Origin of the sequence: Actinomadura sp. DC4, assembly GCF_030406325.1 — a bacterium.
Taxonomy (GTDB): domain Bacteria; phylum Actinomycetota; class Actinomycetes; order Streptosporangiales; family Streptosporangiaceae; genus Actinoallomurus.
Map to the genome: position 1 here is coordinate 185,938 of NZ_JAUEQY010000001.1, position 16,653 is coordinate 202,590.

General features: G+C 71.2%; 12 protein-coding genes. 9 read left to right on the forward strand and 3 right to left on the reverse strand.

What is annotated here, in order from left to right; all coding sequences use genetic code 11:
* The first annotated feature begins 32 nt into the window (after nt 1–32).
* From QWU11_RS00850 to QWU11_RS00885, 8 genes are all read left to right on the forward strand, one after another.
* A complete protein-coding gene (locus tag QWU11_RS00850; RefSeq protein WP_290102989.1) occupies nt 33–3,212 on the forward strand; it encodes a family 78 glycoside hydrolase catalytic domain in 3,180 nt (1,059 codons plus the stop codon).
* A gap of 60 nt (nt 3,213–3,272) precedes the next feature.
* A complete protein-coding gene (locus QWU11_RS00855; RefSeq protein WP_290102990.1) occupies nt 3,273–7,010 on the forward strand; it encodes a glycosyl hydrolase in 3,738 nt (1,245 codons plus the stop codon).
* Nucleotides 7,011–7,027: 17 nt separating this feature from the next.
* The gene (locus QWU11_RS00860; RefSeq protein ID WP_290102991.1) at nt 7,028–8,440 is read left to right on the forward strand and encodes an L-fucose/L-arabinose isomerase family protein; all 1,413 of its coding nucleotides are present in this window, start codon (nt 7,028–7,030) and stop codon (nt 8,438–8,440) included.
* A 206-nt stretch (nt 8,441–8,646) separates the two neighbouring features.
* Nucleotides 8,647–10,701 carry an alpha-L-rhamnosidase C-terminal domain-containing protein gene (locus tag QWU11_RS00865; RefSeq protein ID WP_290102992.1) on the forward strand — a complete coding sequence of 685 codons (2,055 nt, stop codon included), beginning with the start codon at nt 8,647–8,649 and terminating at the stop codon, nt 10,699–10,701.
* Nucleotides 10,702–10,751: 50 nt separating this feature from the next.
* Nucleotides 10,752–11,630 (forward strand): class I SAM-dependent methyltransferase, encoded by an 879-nt coding sequence (locus QWU11_RS00870; RefSeq protein WP_290102993.1) that lies wholly within the window; start codon nt 10,752–10,754, stop codon nt 11,628–11,630.
* Nucleotides 11,631–12,224: a TetR/AcrR family transcriptional regulator gene (locus tag QWU11_RS00875; RefSeq protein ID WP_290102994.1), complete on the forward strand. Its 594-nt coding sequence runs from the start codon at nt 11,631–11,633 to the stop codon at nt 12,222–12,224.
* 76 nt (nt 12,225–12,300) lie between these two features.
* Nucleotides 12,301–12,876 carry an NAD(P)H-dependent oxidoreductase gene (locus QWU11_RS00880; RefSeq protein ID WP_290102995.1) on the forward strand — a complete coding sequence of 192 codons (576 nt, stop codon included), beginning with the start codon at nt 12,301–12,303 and terminating at the stop codon, nt 12,874–12,876.
* Nucleotides 12,873–13,223: a helix-turn-helix domain-containing protein gene (locus tag QWU11_RS00885; protein WP_290102996.1), complete on the forward strand. Its 351-nt coding sequence runs from the start codon at nt 12,873–12,875 to the stop codon at nt 13,221–13,223. The genes QWU11_RS00880 and QWU11_RS00885 overlap by 4 nt, the downstream gene beginning before the upstream one ends.
* A gap of 8 nt (nt 13,224–13,231) precedes the next feature.
* Here the strand turns inward: QWU11_RS00885 and QWU11_RS00890 are convergent, their stop codons facing one another.
* The 3 genes from QWU11_RS00890 to QWU11_RS00900 all read right to left on the reverse strand — a co-directional run bounded on the left by QWU11_RS00890 (nt 13,232) and on the right by QWU11_RS00900 (nt 15,234).
* Complete coding sequence (locus tag QWU11_RS00890; protein WP_290102997.1) at nt 13,232–13,444, reverse strand: EF-hand domain-containing protein; 213 nt, start codon at nt 13,442–13,444, stop codon at nt 13,232–13,234.
* 128 nt (nt 13,445–13,572) lie between these two features.
* Nucleotides 13,573–14,829: a carbohydrate-binding protein gene (locus QWU11_RS00895; RefSeq protein ID WP_290102998.1), complete on the reverse strand. Its 1,257-nt coding sequence runs from the start codon at nt 14,827–14,829 to the stop codon at nt 13,573–13,575.
* Nucleotides 14,830–15,093: 264 nt separating this feature from the next.
* Entirely contained in the window at nt 15,094–15,234 is a 141-nt protein-coding gene (locus tag QWU11_RS00900; RefSeq protein ID WP_290102999.1) for a hypothetical protein, read from the reverse strand.
* Between the two features lie 102 nt (nt 15,235–15,336).
* Between QWU11_RS00900 and QWU11_RS00905 the strand changes: the two genes are divergently transcribed.
* A complete protein-coding gene (locus tag QWU11_RS00905; RefSeq protein ID WP_290103000.1) occupies nt 15,337–16,650 on the forward strand; it encodes a hypothetical protein in 1,314 nt (437 codons plus the stop codon).
* Nucleotides 16,651–16,653 lie beyond the last annotated feature (3 nt).

Here is a 16,653-nt window from a genome sequence, read left to right on the forward strand (position 1 = left end):
GCATCCTCCGGCGCCCCGAGAAGGGAACAACGATGCGATCGGTACAGAGAGCCCACCGACGACCGCTGCCCGCCCTCATCATCCTCGCCGTCCTGACCATGCTGTTCGCCGGGGTCTCGCCAGGCCCGGCGTCCGCCGCGACCGCCTCCTCGCCCCTCCGGGTGTCGGCCGCCACCACCGAACGCGCGACGAACCCCGTCGGCGTCGACGCCGCCAAGCCCCGCCTCGGCTGGCGTCTCTCCTCCTCCGCACGCGGCCAGGCCCAGTCCGCCTACCAGATCAGGGTCTCCTCGCCCCCTGGTGACGGCGTCTGGGACAGCGGCCGGGTCCGGAGCACCCAGTCCGTCGACGTGCCCTACGGCGGCCCCGCGCTGAAGTCGGGTCAGCGCTACCGCTGGCGGGTCCGCGTCTGGGACGCGCGGGGCAAGGCGTCGGCCTGGAGCACGACGTCGTCCTTCGAGACCGGCCTGCGGGCGCAGGACTGGACCGCCAAGTGGATCGGCAGCCCGGCCACGACCCCGAGCCTGAGCGGCGCGAACTGGATCTGGTACCCCGAGGGCGACCCGGCCTCCAGCGTCCCGGCCGCCACCCGCTACCTCCGCCGTACGGTCGACCTCGGCGCCGGCGCGATCACCAGCGGGCAGTTCACCCTCACCGCGGACGACCAGTTCACGCTGTGGGTCAACGGCAAGAAGATCGACGCGACGCCGCCGACCACGGACATCTGGAAGCAGGCGCGGCTCGAGGACGTCACGTCCGCGCTGCACGCCGGCGTGAACACCGTCGCGATCCAGGCGACCAACACCAGCGCGGGTCCCGCCGGGGTGATCGGCCGCCTGCACGTCGAGCGGTCCGGCGCCGCCGCCGTCGACGTCGTCACCGACACCTCCTTCAAGGCGGCGCAGACCGCCGCCGCCGGCTGGGAGCAGCCCGGTTTCGACGACTCGTCCTGGCCCGCCGCGAAGGACGCCGGAGCGTACGGCTCGGGTCCGTGGGGGAGCCAGGTCATCCAGCCGTCGCCGCCGGTGCCGTACCTGCGGCACGGGTTCCAGCTCGGCAAGCCCGTCGCGAGCGCACGCCTGTACGTCTCCGCGCTCGGCCTGTACGAGGCCCACATCAACGGCAGGCGGGTCGGGAACGACGACTTCACGCCGGGCTGGACCGACTACAACAAGCGCGTCCAGTACCAGACCTACGACGTCACCTCGCTGCTCCACCAGGGCGACAACGCGATCGGCGCGCTGCTCGGCGACGGCTGGTACTCGGGCAACATCGGCTTCGCCGGCACGCACGTGTACGGCCGGCAGCCGTGGTTCCTCGGCCAGCTCCAGGTCGACTTCACCGACGGCACGTCCCAGACCGTGGGCACCGACGGCTCGTGGAAGACGGCCGCCGGCCCGCTGCGGTCCTCCGACATCTACATGGGCGAGACCTACGACGCACGGGCCGAGCGGCCCGGCTGGGACGCCACCGGTTTCAACGACGCGTCCTGGCCGGCCGCCAAGGTCAACACGACCGTGACGCCGAACCTCGTCGCGCAGGCCGGGCCGCCGGTACGCGTCGACACGGTGATCAAGCCGGTCAAGCGGACCCAGCCCACGCCCGGGGTCTTCGTCTTCGACCTCGGCCAGAACATGGTCGGCTGGAACCGCCTGACGGTCTCCGGCGCGGCCGGCACCACGGTGACCCTGCGCAACGCCGAGGTGCTCAATCCCGACGGCACGATCTACACCGCCAATCTGCGCGGCGCGGCCGACACCGACCACTACACGCTCAAGGGCGGCGGCACCGAGACGTACGAGCCCCGGTTCACCTACCGCGGGTACCGGTACGTCGAGGTGACCGGCTATCCGGGCACACCCGCCCTGGACGCGGTCGCCGGGGTGGTCGCGCACGCGGACGCGCCGCCGAACGGCACCCTGACCACATCCGATCCGCTGGTCAACCAGATCCAGCACAACATCGTGTGGGGGCAGAAGGGCAACTTCTTCAGCGTCCCCACCGACTGCCCGCAGCGCGACGAGCGGCTCGGCTGGACCGGTGACATCGGCGCGTTCGCGCCGACCTCGACGTTCAACATGAACGCCGACGCGTTCCTGGCCAAGTTCACCACCGACCTCGCCGACGCCCAGACCTCCGACGGGGCCTACACCGACGTCGCCCCGGCGGTCTCCGGCGGCTCCGGCACGGCCGGCTGGGGCGACGCGGGCGTGATCATCCCGTACACCCTGTGGCAGCGCTACGGCGACCTGCAGGTCGTACGGGACCGGTACTCCTCGATGCAGAGGTGGATCGACTACCTCAAGGCGCACAGCACCGGGCTGATCCGGCCCGCGCAGGGCTACGGCGACTGGCTCAACGTGGCCGACGACACGCCGCTGGACCTGATCGGCACGGCCTACTTCGCCCACTCGGTGGACCTGGTCGCGCAGATGGCGGACGGTATCGGCGACCACGCCGCCGCGGCGACGTACCGCACGCTGTGGGGTCAGATCCGCGACGCGTTCGACGCCAAGTACGTCAAGTCCGACGCCACGGTGGGCGGCGGCAGCCAGACCGCGTACGTCCTGGCGCTGTCGGACGACCTGCTGCCCTCCGCCCAGGTGACGCCGGCCGCGAACAAGCTCGTGGCCAACATCGCCGCCCACGGCGGGCACCTCACGACCGGCTTCCTCGGCACCGGCGAACTGCTGCCGACGCTCACGAGGACCGGCCACAACGACGTCGCCTACCAGATCCTGCAGCAGAAGACGTTCCCGTCGTGGGGCTATGAGATCGACAAGGGCGCGACCACGATCTGGGAGCGCTGGGACGGCATCAAGACCGACGGCACCTTCAACGACCCCGGCATGAACTCCTTCAACCACTACGGGCTCGGCTCGGTCGGCGACTGGATGTACCAGAACGTCGCCGGCATCGCGCCCGCGGCGCCCGGCTACCGGCGCGTCGTGGTCCACCCGAGGCCCGGGGGCACGCTGACCTGGGCGAAGGCGAGCTACCGGTCCGACTACGGCGACATCACCAGCACGTGGTCGGTTGCGAAGGGCCACTTCAGCCTCGACGTCGACGTCCCCGTGGGCACCACCGCCGAGGTGTGGGTGCCGGCCGGGGGCACCACCAAGGTCAGCGCCGACGGCGCGACGTTCGCCCGCACCCAGGGCGGCGACGCGGTGTACACCGTGGGCTCGGGCGCCTGGCACTTCCACACCTGATCAACCCGTGGCGGCGGGCCGCGCGCGGGCCCGCCGCCACACCGACCGTTGGGAGCATGGATGACCGTCGGCAAGCGGGTCCGGATGCGGGCCGAGCGAGCCTGGGTGAGGACCGGGGCGGCCGCCCTTCTCGCGCTGTCCCTGTTCGCCGTCGCGCCGGCCACGGCGGAGGGATCCCCGGTCCCCGCCGCGGCGGTCCCGGCACTGACCCGCGCCACCTTCGCCGACCCTCCCGCCTCCGTACGGCCCAAGTACCGCTGGTGGCAGCCGCTGGCCTACACCCAGGACGGCGAGCTCGCCGCCGAGCTCGACCAGATCAAGAAGGCGGGAGGCGGCGGCGCCGAGGTCGCGCCCTTCAACGTCGAGGGCACGGGGAACAACACCGATCCCTTCCTGCAGACGTACGGCTGGGGCACCCCGCTGTGGGCGGGCAAGACCAAGACGATGCTGGCGGCGGCCAGGTCCGACGGGCTCAGCCTCGACTTCACGATCGGCCCCCGCTGGCCCGCGACCGTCCCCTCGGTGACCGACGTCAACGACCCCGGCGCGCAGCAGCAGATCGTCTTCTCCCATGAGTTCCTGCGGGGCGGCACCGGCAGGTCCGGGCCGCTGCCGGCCGGCCTGAACGTCGCGCCGCCCGCGGGAGCGAACACGACCCTCATCGCGGCGCTCCTCGCCAGGTGCGCCGACCCGGCCTGCGGCGACGCCTCCAGCGCACCGCGGCTGCTCGACCGGTCCAGCGTCGTCGACGTGACCTCGAAGGTGGACGCACAGGGCGACCTGTCGGTCGAGGCCCCGGGAGACGCGAGCAGCACGTACGCGCTGATCGCCTTCTACCAGGCGCCCACCGGCCAGTCGCTGTCCGGCTACACCGCCACCGGCACCAACTACGTCCTGGACACTTTCGGCAAGGCCGGCGCCAGGGCCACCACGGACTTCTACGACGAGCACATCCTCACCCCTGACGTGCGGAAACTGCTCGCCCAGATGGGCACCGGCGACCTGTTCGAGGACTCCCTCGAACTCGGCAGCACGCAGAAGTGGACGCCGGACCTGCTCACGCAGTGGCGGAGGCTGCGCGGATACGACCCGGTCGACGTTCTCCCGGCGCTGGCCGGCGCGGGCGACCAGGGCATCACCGCCCAGCCGTTCTTCGACTTCGGCGACGGCCTCGGCGCCCGCGTGCGCACCGACTACCGGCAGACCCTCAGCGACCTCTACATCGCGAACCGGCTCGACGTGCTGCGTCAGTGGGCCCACGAACACCACCTGAGCACGCGCGTCCAGCCGTACGGCATCCCGGTGGACATCTCCGACGCCGCCTCGCACATCGACGTCCCCGAAGGGGAGTCGCTCGCGTTCGGGCAGTCGGCCGGCGCCTACAGCAACGTGCAGGACTACCGGGTGGTCGCCACCGGGGCGCACCTGTCCGGCCGTCCCGTCGTCTCGGACGAGTGCTGCGCCTTCTCCGGCGCGGTCTGGGGTTCGACCGCCGGCGCCGGCTCGGACGCCTCGAACCTGCAGGCCGTGTACCGCGGCTTCGCCGGCGGGGTGAACCAGCTCGTCTGGCACGGCTTCCCCTACCTGACCAAGGGCCCGCAGGGCGCCGGCGCACAGGAGGTGTGGCCCGGCATGAGCTACGGCGGCAACACCTCCTACTCCGAGGCGTGGGGCGCCAAGGGCGGCCCGAACTGGGCCGACTACCGTTCGGTCAACGACAGCCTGGCCCGCATGCAGCTCGTGCTCAGGCAGGGCGAGCCGAGGTTCGACCTGGCCGTGTACTGGCAGGACTTCGGGCTGAACGGCACCGGGACCACGGGGACCGGCTCGAACAGGCTGGTCCAGAGCTCGTCGGCACTGGCGGCCGCGGGCTACACCTATGAGTACCTCAGCCCGGCCCAGCTCCGGAGCGAGGACGCCGCGTACCGTGACGGCGCCCTGTTCGGCGACCGCTCGGCGTACCACGCGGTGCTGCTGAACGACCAGGCGACGATGCCGGTCGACGCCGCCGAGAGACTGCTGCGGCTCGCGCGGCAGGGGCTGCCCGTGGTCATCGCCGGCGACCTGCCGAGCACCGTCCCCGGGGCCCGGGACGCGGCGGCCCAGGACGCGAGGCTCAGGTCCGTCGTCACCCAGCTGGCCGGGCAGCGCAGCGTCGTACGGGTGGCGAGTGAGGCGGACGCGCCGGCCGCCCTGGCGCGCCTGCGCGTGACGCCCGCCGCCACGCCGCAGAGCGGCGCCATCCTCGACGTGCGCAGGCACGCGGACGCGGCCGACTACTACTACCTCTACAACCAGACGAACACCACGACCGCGCAGACGCTCACCCTCACCGGCGACGGCACGCCGTACCGGCTGAACACCTGGACCGGTGAGATCACCCCGATCTCCGGTCACACGTCCGGGCACGGCACGGTCACCGTTCCCGTACGGCTGGCCGGCGGCGACGCCGAGATCATCGCGGTCACGCCACGGCACGACGCCACCTTCGGCGGTGCGCCGCCGCGGCCCCGTGCGGAGAGCGCCCCGGCCGGAACGCCGGAGCCGGTGGCGCTGGGCGACTGGTCGCTCTCGGTGGACGGCTGGGGACCCGGCGCGTCCGGCCTGCCGGGCGACACCGCGCACAAGACGCTCGGGCCGGTCACGCTCAAGGCCGGCGCGGACGGCAGGCTGCCGGCATGGTCGGCGATCACGCCCGGCAACGGCTACCCCGCAGACCTGAAGGACGTATCCGGGACGGGCACCTACACGGCGCACGTCACCCTGGGCGCCGAGTGGAAGGGCGTCAGCGGCGCGAACCTCGATCTCGGCGTCCCGGTGGACACCGTGACCGTACGGGTCAACGGGCACGACCTGCCCCCGCTCGACCAGGCCGACCTGCGCCAGGTCGACGTCGGCCGGTACCTGCGCGCGGGCGACAACACGATCACGGTCCGGGTCGCCTCGACGCTGCTCAACGCGGTACGCGTCGCACCGGGCACGGGCGCGTCGTCGCGGACGCCGATGGACTACGGGCTGTTCGGGCCGGTCACCCTCACGCCGTACGCCGGCACCCGGCCGCTGCTGACCGCCACGGCGCTGGAGACGTCGCTGCCGCTGGCCGAGGGCGGGTACAACCGGGCCACCGTGCTGGTCGGCAACGGCTCCGGCCGGCCGGTCGGGGTGACGCTCAGCGCGTCGGCCGCCCCGGGGATCACCGCGACGCCGCCGAAGGGGCGCGTCACGATCCCGGCCGGCGGCTCGGTGGCACTGCCGGTCGAGCTGCGCGACTCCGGCGTCGCGACCGGGACGAGCACCCTGACGGTGACGGCGCGCGGTGACACCGGCCTGACCTCGATGACCTCGGTGACCCTGCGGCATTCGGCCGACCTGGCCCTCAACCCGGGCGGCACGCCGTTCCCGCGCGTGGTCGCGGACGCGAGCCAGGACCGCTATCCGGCCACCCTCGCGGCGGACGGATCGGCCGACACCTTCTGGGTGTCCTGGGGCAGGGCCGCCGGGCAGGGCCCCAGCGCGAGCCGTCCGGTGCGGTACGGCCTCGACTTCGGCGCGGCCGTCGGCATCGGCTCCGTCACCGTCGGCGGGCGGTCCAACTACGGGCCGCGCGACTACGACGTCCAGGTGTCCTCTGACGGCCGGAACTGGCGGACGGTGGCCACCGCGACAGACACCCCGAAGGCGGGGGGAACGACGGCCTTCACCCCGGTGAGCGCCCGCTACCTGCGGCTCAGCATCATCAGGAGTTGGGACTCCGTCAACGCCAACGTGCAGATGAGCGGGCTCACGGTGCGTCCGTGAGGCCTGAAGGGATCGATATGACCGAGAACAAGGGACAGGTACGCGTCGGGCTGGTCGCCGGAGGGCTCGGGGCCTACTGGCCGCAGTTCCCCGACCTGCTGCCGCAGTTGCGCCGCTCGGCGACGCGCGTGGTGGAGCGGATGCGCGGCCTCGGCGCCGACGTGGTCGACGCCGGGTTCGTCTCCGACGAGCGCGAGGGCGCGGCGGCGGCCGAGAAACTGCGGGCGGCGGGCTGCGACATCATCGTGGGCTTCCTCACGACGTACATGACCGCGACCATGCTCGTGCCGGTCGCCCAGCGCAGCGGCGCGCCGGTGCTGCTGATCAACCTGCAGCCGACCGAGTCGATGGAGCACGAGACCTTCGACACCGGGCAGTGGCTGGCCTACTGCGGAGCCTGCCCGCTGCCGGAGATGGCCAACGCGTTCCTGCGCTGCGGCATCCCGTTCCGTTCGGTCTCGGGCTACCTGGAGGACGAGCGGGCCTGGGAGAAGATCGGCCGCTGGGTGCGCGCGGCCGGCGTACGGGCGGCGCTGCGGCGCGGGCGGCACGGCCTGATGGGCCACCTCTACCCGGGCATGCTCGACGTCTCGACCGACCTGACGCTCGTGAGCGCCCACTTCGGCGGCCACATGGAGGTCCTGGAATTCGACGACCTGCGGGTCCGCGTGGAGAAGGTCACCGACACCGAGATCGCGGCCAAGAAGAAGGAGGCCACGGACGTCTTCGCGCTGGACGACTCGGTGAAGGAGGACGACTTCGGCTGGGCGGCGCGCGTCGCCGTCGGACTGGACCGGCTCGCGGACGACTTCGGGCTCGACAGCCTCGCGTACTACCACCGCGGCCTGGACGGAGAGGTCCACGAACGCCTGGGCGCGGGCATGATCCTCGGCGCCTCCCTGCTGACCGCGCGCGGCGTCCCGGCGGTCGGCGAGTACGAGCTGCGCACCTCGCTGGCGATGCTGATCATGGACCGGCTGGGCGCGGGTGGGTCGTTCACCGAGTTCCAGGCGCTCGACTTCGCCCGGGGCCACGTCGAGATGGGCCACGACGGGCCCGCCCACCTGGCCATCAGCGACGGGCGGCCGCTGCTGCGCGGACTCGGCGTCTACCACGGCAAACGCGGTTACGGCGTCTCGGTGGAGTTCGACGTGAAGCACGGCCCGGTCACCGCGTTCGGCCTCCGGCAGGGCCGCGACGGGGCGTACGCCTTCGTGGCCTCGGAGGGCGAGGTGGTCGGCGGCCCGCTCCTGCGGATCGGCAACACGACGTCGCGGGTGGACTTCGGCGTCGACCCAGGAGAGTGGACCGACGCCTGGAGCGCGACGGGCATCTCCCACCACTGGGCGATCGGCACCGGCCACCGGATCGCCGACCTGCGCGCCCTCGCCGACCTCATGGAGTTCGAGCTCATCGAGGTGCGCCCCTGACCGACGGGTGCCCCGCGCACCCTTCCCACCTGACGGCCGAGCCACGGGACGCCGCGGACCCGCTCGGCCGGCACGTCCGGAGATTCGTCCAGGCGAGCGGTGCGGAGGCGGTGATCCGCTCGCCGAGCCCGGGCGGGAGGGCGTTGCCCCGCCCTCCCGCCCGGTGAATCCCTCATCCCGTCATGTCCTAGGAGTGCGAGGAACCCATGTCATCGAGAGTACCCAGCCGGCGACCGATCGCAGTCGCCTTCGCGCTGGCCGCGGCGGCGATACCGGCCGTCCTGTCCGGCGGGCCGGCGACGGCCGCGCCGAGGCCCGTTCACCGTCCGGCCCGTCCCTGGGACGCCTACAACTACTCGCCCACGTCGCGGACCGTGAAACCGGTCGCGGTCCATGCCACGACGGGCACCGTCGCCGACGCCGCAGCCGTGCTGAAGGGCCACCGCACCCGGCTGAGCGGCACAGGGTCCGCGGTCACTCTCGACTTCGGCAAGGACGTCACGGGCCTGGTCACCCTCCACTTCGCGGGTTCCGACGGCGCGCAGCGGGTCGGGCTGGCCTTCAGCGAGTCATCGGACTACGCGGGCACCGGCACCGACGCCTCGACCGGCGGCCCGCGCAGCAGCGACGGAGCCCTGTACGCCGACGTCGACGGCGCGACCACCTACACGATGCCCGCGGCGAACCTGCGCGGCGGCTTCCGCTACCTGACGATCTTCATGGACTCGGCCGGGCGGGCCGACCTGGACCGGGTGTCGCTCCACTTCACCGCGGCCCCCACGATGAGGAACCCCGCCGACTACGCGAACTACTTCTACTCCAGCGACCCGCTGCTCAACCGGATCTGGTACGCGGGCGCCTACACGATGCAGCTCGACACCATCGACCCGAAGACCGGTCGCGTCTGGGAGGCGCCCGGCGCCGACTGGGACAACAGCGGCGACGTGGGCGTGGGGGACACCATCCTCGTCGACGGGGCCAAGCGCGACCGCACCGTGTGGCCGGGCGACCTCGGCATCGAGATCCCCTCCTCGTACGCGGCCTTCGGGGACACCGTCTCGGCGCGTAACGCCCTCACGACGATGTACCAGCACCAGCGGGACACGGGCGAGCTGCCCTACTCCGGTCCGATGATGAACAAGTACGGCTCGGACACCTACCACCTGTGGACCCTGTCGGCGACGTCCGACTACTACCGTTACACCGCCGACCGGAAGTGGCTCGCCGGCATCTGGGACGGCTACAAGCGCGGCGTCGACTTCATTGGCCAGAAGGTCGACGACAAGGGCCTGGTGTCCATAACGGGCACCTCCGACTCGGTCCGCATCCTGGCCAAGGGCGAGAACCTCACCGCCAACGTGCTGATGTGGCACGTGCTGAGCACGGGCGCCGAACTCGCGTCCGTCGAGGGTGACAAGGAGCTCGCGGCCTCGTACGCGTCGCGCGCCGCGGCCCTGCGCACCGCGATCGAGGCGAACTTCTGGGACGAGAGCGCCGGGGCGTACCGGTTCTACCCCGGCCAGACCGTTCATCCGCAGGACGGCAACGCCCTCGCGGTCTGGTACGGCCTCGCCGGCCAGGCGAAGGCCCGGCGCATCAGCGAGGTCCTCAAGGGCGGCTGGAACGACGTCGGCTCGACCGCGCCGGAGAACAAGGGAAACCCGGGTGTCTTCTCCGGCTCGATGGAGGTCAACGCGCACTTCGCGGCGGGCGGCCAGGCCGCCGACCAGGCCGGAGTGGACCTCATCCGCCGTGAGTGGGGGTACATGCTGGACAGTCCGCACGGCACGGGCAGCACGTTCTGGGAGTCCTATCGCGCGGGCGAGACGTGCGTCTTCTGCAGCTCCTATGTCAGCCTCGCGCACGGCTGGGCCACCGGGCCGACCCCGGCGCTGACCTTCTCGGTGCTCGGCGTCGCCCCGGACGACGCAGGCGGGCGCACCTTCCACTTCGTCCCGCACCCTGCCGACCTGAGCTTCGCCCAGGGCCGGATCACCACCACGTACGGGCGGGTCGACGCGTCGTGGCGGATCGACCACGGAACCTACTCGGCACGTCTCACCGCGCCGAGGGGCACCACCGGCCGTACCGGGATCCCGGTCCTCGGCGGCCGCGTGCAGGTCTTCGTGAACGGTCGGCCGGCTTGGAACGGTTCCAGGGGCACGGCGTACGGCGCGCACGCCGACGGTGACTACGTGTACCTGGAGGGCCTGCGCGCCGGTACGTACACGATCACGAGCAGGCGGCTCGGAGGCGGGTGACTTCGCGGTATCCCTTAAAAAATAAATGTTCGTTCACTATTCTGGCGGGCATGCGAGACAGACCGAGCCGGACCGCGCAGCACGTCGCGCTGTTCCGCGCCCTGGAGTCGGTGCGGCGCGGGCCGCGGCTGTTCGAGGACCCGTACGCCACCTCGTCGCTGGACGCCGGCTACCGGATGGTGGTGGCCCTCGCCCGGCTCCCGCGCGCCGGGCGGCGGATCGAGCGCTACATCGACGAGCGCTGGCCGGCCGGGCCGCGCGCCTCGGCCGTCGTACGGACACGGTTCATCGACGAGCGGGTCGAGGCCGCGCTGGCCGGCGGCGTACGGCAGGTCGTGCTGCTGGGTGCGGGTTTCGACAACCGCGCGTACCGGATCGGGGCCATGCGTGACGCGGCCGTGTTCGAGATCGACCATCCGGCGACGCAGGCGCTGAAACGCCGGCTGGCCGGGCGGGCCGTCCCGGCCGGCGAGCGCGGGCACGTGCGTTTTGTGTCCGCCGACCTGATGCGGGACGGCCTCGCGGAGGTGCTGCGCGAGGCCGGCCTGCGCCGCGAGCGTACGGCCGTGGTGTGGGAGGGCGTGACGAACTACCTCGACGCGCGCTCGGTGGACGCGACCCTCACCGCGCTCGTCGCGGAGACGGCGCCGGGCAGCCGGATCGTCTTCACGTACATGGACCGCCGGGCGCTGGACGGCACCGGCGGCTTCACAGGTGTCGCCGAGTGGGCCGCGCAGGTCAGCGACGCGGGCGAGCCGTTCACCTTCGGGTTCCTGCCGGACGAGGTCCCCGCCTACCTCGCCGCCCGAGGGCTCCGCCTGCTCGTGGACCGCTCGACGCGCGAGTGCGCCGCGGAGTACCTCGAACCGCTCGGCCGCCGCGAGCCCGCCGCGCCGTTCTACCGCGTCGCCGAAGCCGAGGTGGAGTAGGTGCCCAAGGTCAGCGAGGAGCACCTGCGGGCGCGGCGCGAGGAGATCCTCGACGGCGCCGCCCGCTGCTTCGCCCGCGCCGGATTCCACCGGACGACCGTCCAGGACATCGCCGCCGAGACCGGACTCAGCCCCGGCCTGGTCTACCGCTACTTCGCGGACAAGGACGACATGGTCGCCGCGATCGCGACGCGCTGGCACGAGCACAACGAGCGGCGGCTGCACGTCGACGATCCGGGCACGCTCGACGCCATGGCGGGGAGCTACCTCGCGCTGCTGCGGTCCATCGCCGAGCCCGGCGAGCGAGAGCGGGTCCGGCTGAGCCTCCAGGTCTGGGCCGAGGCCCTGCGCGCCCCCCGGATCCACGCCGTGGCCCGCGAGGGCGTGGACACGCCGCGCGAGGTCATCACCGAGCTGCTCCGCGCCGCCCAGGCGCGGGGCGAGGTGTCCCCGGCGCCGCCGCCGGACGGCCTCGCCCGGGTGTTCGTCGCGATCTACCAGGGACTGGAGCTCCAGACCGCCTGGGACGAGGGCCTCGACAACGAGGCCTACGTCCGCGCCGTCGAGGCCCTCATCGTTTCGCTGACCCGGTGACACGGCGCGCTCCGGGCCGTACTAAGGTCTCCTGAGTTACTCAACTTCCCTTGTGTGCTTTGTGAGGAGACATACCGTGGCCAAGCTGGAGATCATCATCGCGAGCACCCGTCCCGGGCGGGTCGGGCTGCCGATCGGGCAGTGGACCGAGACCCAGGCGCTCGCGCACGGCGGCTTCGCCGAGATCGAACTGGTCGACCTCGCCGAGGTGAACCTGCCGTTCATGGACGAGCCCAACCACCCGCGCCTGGGCCAGTACACGCACCAGCACACGCGCGACTGGAGCGCGAAGGTCTCCGAGGCGGACGCGTTCGTCTTCGTCATCCCGGAGTACAACTACGGCTACACCGCGCCGCTGAAGAACGCCGTCGACTACCTGCACAACGAGTGGCACTACAAGCCGGCCGGCCTGGTCAGCTACGGCGGCGTCGCAGCGGGCACCCGGTCCGCCCAGATGTTCAAGCAGGTGCTCACCACGCTCAAGGTGACGCCGGTCGTCGAGGCGGTCGCCGTCCCGTTCGCCGGCAAGTTCATCGACGAGGAGGAGAACTTCGTCCCGGACGAGGGGGTGGGCGTCGCCGCAAAGGCGATGTTCGACGAGCTGGTCCGCGTGAGCGAGGCCCTGCACCCGCTGCGAGCCGGGGCGCGATGAGCCCCTCCGAGGTACATCGGGTCTGCACGCGCTTCCACGCCGCGATCGAGCTGATCGGGGCACGCTGGACCGGTGCCATCCTCCGCGTGCTCTTCACCGACCAGCACCGGTACGCCCAGATCAAGGCCGCGGTGCCTGGCCTGAGCGACACGATGCTGGCCGAGCGGCTGCGCACGCTGGAGGCGGACGGCCTGGTCGAGCGGCGGGTGATCCCCTCCTCGCCGGTGCAGGTGGAGTACCACCTCACCGACAAGGGGCTCGACCTGGAGCCGGTGCTGGAGGCCGTGATGTCCTGGTCGCACCGGTGGATCCCACTCCCGGGCGAGAGCGTCTCCGCCCGGGACTGAGCCCCCGGTCAGGCGTTCCAGGCCTTGATGAACTCCGCCTGGTTGATCTTGCCGTCGTCGTCCTTGTCGGCGTGGCCGAAGATGGAGTCGATCTCGTCGCCGGTGACCTGCTCGTGGCGGGCGGTCATGGCGAGTTTGAACTCCATGGCGGTGACGAAACCGTCGCCGTCGTAGTCGAATTCCTGGAACGTCTTGGCGGCTTCCTCGTCGGGTGTGGTCATGGCGGACTCCTGAGACGTCGGGTGCGGCGAGACCTGCATGAAAGCACAGATACCTCGTGTGATGCGTCATAACCCTGCGCCTCGGACGAACGGGCGGCCGGCGGGCAGGTGGCCCGCCGGCCGTTCGCTCAGGTGCAGGGGCCTTCGTCGGACCAGACGTCGGCCTTGCCCGGGGTCTCGCCCTGGGTCCACCACTTCGCCTTGTAGGTGTGCTTGGTGTAGGTGACCTCCATGCCGCCGGTGTAGACGGCCGAGGCGCTCCACGCCGGCGCCGCGCACGCGCCGGCGGGCGGGTCCGGGGGAGAGGTCGGCGGGGTCGCCCCGCCGAACTTCGCCGTGTACTTGGTGAAGTCCCAGGCGCCCTGTGTGACGCTGGAGCAGGTGCCGGAGGTCTGGCCGTTGTCCGGCGGGCTGCACTGCCGGTCCCGGTTGACCGACCAGTACGTGTAGCGGGACAGGCCGTGGGAGGTCGCGTAGTCCAGGACGGCCTGGAAGTCGGCCTGCCGGAAGTACTCACCGGTGTCGGAGCGGCCGTTCATCAGCGACACGCCCTCATGGGCGTATGCGGTCGCGCTGCTCCAGCCGAACGTGCTCATCAGCGTGGTGTGGAACCCCTCAAGTGCGCTGATCTGCGCGGACGAGCCGTTGAAGCCGCCGTCGAACGGCATGATCGCGTAGTTGGCGGGCGTGAAGCCCTGGCTCTTGGCCTCGGCCAGCATCTGCTTGCCGAACCACCCGGTGCCCTCGCCGCCGGTCGTGCCGGCCGTGGTGACCGAGACGTACAGGCCGGAGTTGTTCTGCTGCAGGATCTTCGCCGCGCCGATCTCGTTGTGGATCGCCGCCGTGTTCTCGTACTCCGGCTCCTCCAGGTCGAAGTCGATCGCCTTGAGGCCGTACTTGGTGATCACCTGCTGGTACGCGGCCGCGGTCGAGGCCGGGTCGCCGCAGGTCTGGCCGAGCTTCGTGCCGCCGTACCCGCCGGCCGAGACGGTCACGTCGCCGCCGGCCGCGCGGATACCGTCGATCATGGCCTTGGCCTGCGTGTCGGAGGAGACGGGGTGGCTGCCGTCCCAGGTGGGGCTGCATCCGCCGCCGCTCGGGGCGAGGATGAACGCGAGCTGGAACGACTTCTGCCCGGTCGCGCTCATGACCGGCCCGAGGTCGGGCGGGCTGTTGTCGAACGGCATGACGTACGGCGCCGCGCCGTACCAGTTGCCACCGAGCGCGGCGGCCTGAACCGCGGCGGCGGGCGTGATCGCGGCGGAGGTGCCGGCGTCGCCGAGGGCGCTGACGGCCGAGACCGTGCCGAGCGCCGCGGTGACCGCGCCGACGGCCGCGGCGGCGAGCCTACGCCGCCGTCGGGTCACGCGTGTCGTCCATCGCATGTCGCTTTCTCCTTCGGAGGGGGATTGACGTACGGGCCGGCCGTCGTCCTGGCGGGGACATAACCGGAGTTAAAGCGCTCTTAAGGTTCTCTTAGGAAACCTTCCTATTGATTATCTGGAGAGTACTCCCACGGCGGCGTCCGTGGGAGACCCGATTCAGGAAGGCTCAGGAATGGCCGGGCGCCGACGTGTTCCATCGCGACTTCTGCACGACGTCATCGCCGTGTTCCGCGTGATCTGATGGCCTTCCACCGCCATTACGCACTACACCGCGACCGCGGCGCAGATGCCGATGAGGCAGGCCAGGCCGGAGAACCGGAAGCTCTGCTCGAACGAGTGGTCCAGCGCCGCGTCGATCGGCGCCGCCCGCCGCCACCTACCCGCGGAGCGCCGCCGCGCCGTCAAGACTCCGCCGGCGAGCGCCCGCCTCACCGGCCACGCACGGAGTCCCGGTAGGCGCAGATGGCACGGCACGGATCGTGCACGGGGTCAGTAAGGTGCCCGCCTATGGGAAATCTGCGCGTGCGGTTCTTTCAGGTCACGGTCTCCCTGAACGCGAACGGCATCCCCGAGGTCGCCGGTATCGCCACTCCTGACGAAGTAGATCTCACCGTCAATCTGGCGAGTGCGGTCAACGTGAACACTCTTGCCACTCCTGCACAGGGACCCGCGCGGTACGCGACGCTGCAGCACGAGGCGCGCCTTCTCAACTGCCTCCTGCTCGGGGCATCGTCCACATCGTCGGCCCTGCACCTCGATCCCGCCTTCAAGTGGAGCGCTCGCCACATCCGGAGCTTCGTCGCGGAGTGTGCGGGGCTCGGGCTCCTGACCGTGGCGGCCGAAGAATTCTTCGGCTGGCGAGCGCACCGGAACCTCCTGCACCATTTCGATGCGCTGCCGACCCGGCTCATCCCGCAATATCGTTCCCGCGGGATCCGGCCAGACCTGTTGTTCGATTTCGGCAGTTCAGGAGGGATTGCGGGCGAGGCCAAGGGACGTTCTCGGAAACCGCCGACCAAGGTGCTGGCCGAACAGATCACGTTCATGGACAAACTCCTGTACTGGAGCCATCGGCACGACGACCACCCGGTCGTACTGAGCTGTGCCTACCTCACGCCGGAGAACGTGACCGTCGATCTGTTCTCCCTCGGTTCCAACGCGAGGTCTCTGCTGCTCGACGTGGCCCGGGACCGAGGCGGAGAGGAGTGGGCCGATCGGGACACGACTCCCGATTCCCGATACGACGAGGCCATCGCTCAGGCACGCCGCGAACAGGCAGTCCAGAGCCGGCGTCGCCTGACACGCGATCAGGCCGACCAGGAGGATTTGCTGCAATACGTCGCCGATGAGCCAACTGGCGACGATTCGCCGGGATACGCGCGTGTCCCCGATGCCGATCATTATGAGGACTTCGATCGGAACGTCGGGGGTGGACAGGATCCGGCCTCGGTGCGGCTCGCGGCGGAGGCCGCGCGGCGGGCGGCCGAGATAGAGGACGAGCTTTACCGCGATGCCGTCCAGCTCACCGCATCCGACCGGACCGACCGCAGGACAGTGCTGGGGCGTTCGGTCGTTGGTTCGTGGACTCCGCTGAACTTGTTCTCCGGGACCGCGCCGACACGCCACCTCTTCCTCGGGGTGCTCGACGAAGAACTCACTGCAGACGAGATCAGCGAGCGACGGGTCGATCGCAGGGAGCGGCGGGCCGACGACACGGAGATCGACGTCGACGTCACCAGCAGGATGATGGTGGCGATCACGAAGCGGCCTTCGTGGTCGCCGCCCGCGTGGGAGGGCGTACGGGAGGTCGTGGAGCGCTGACGG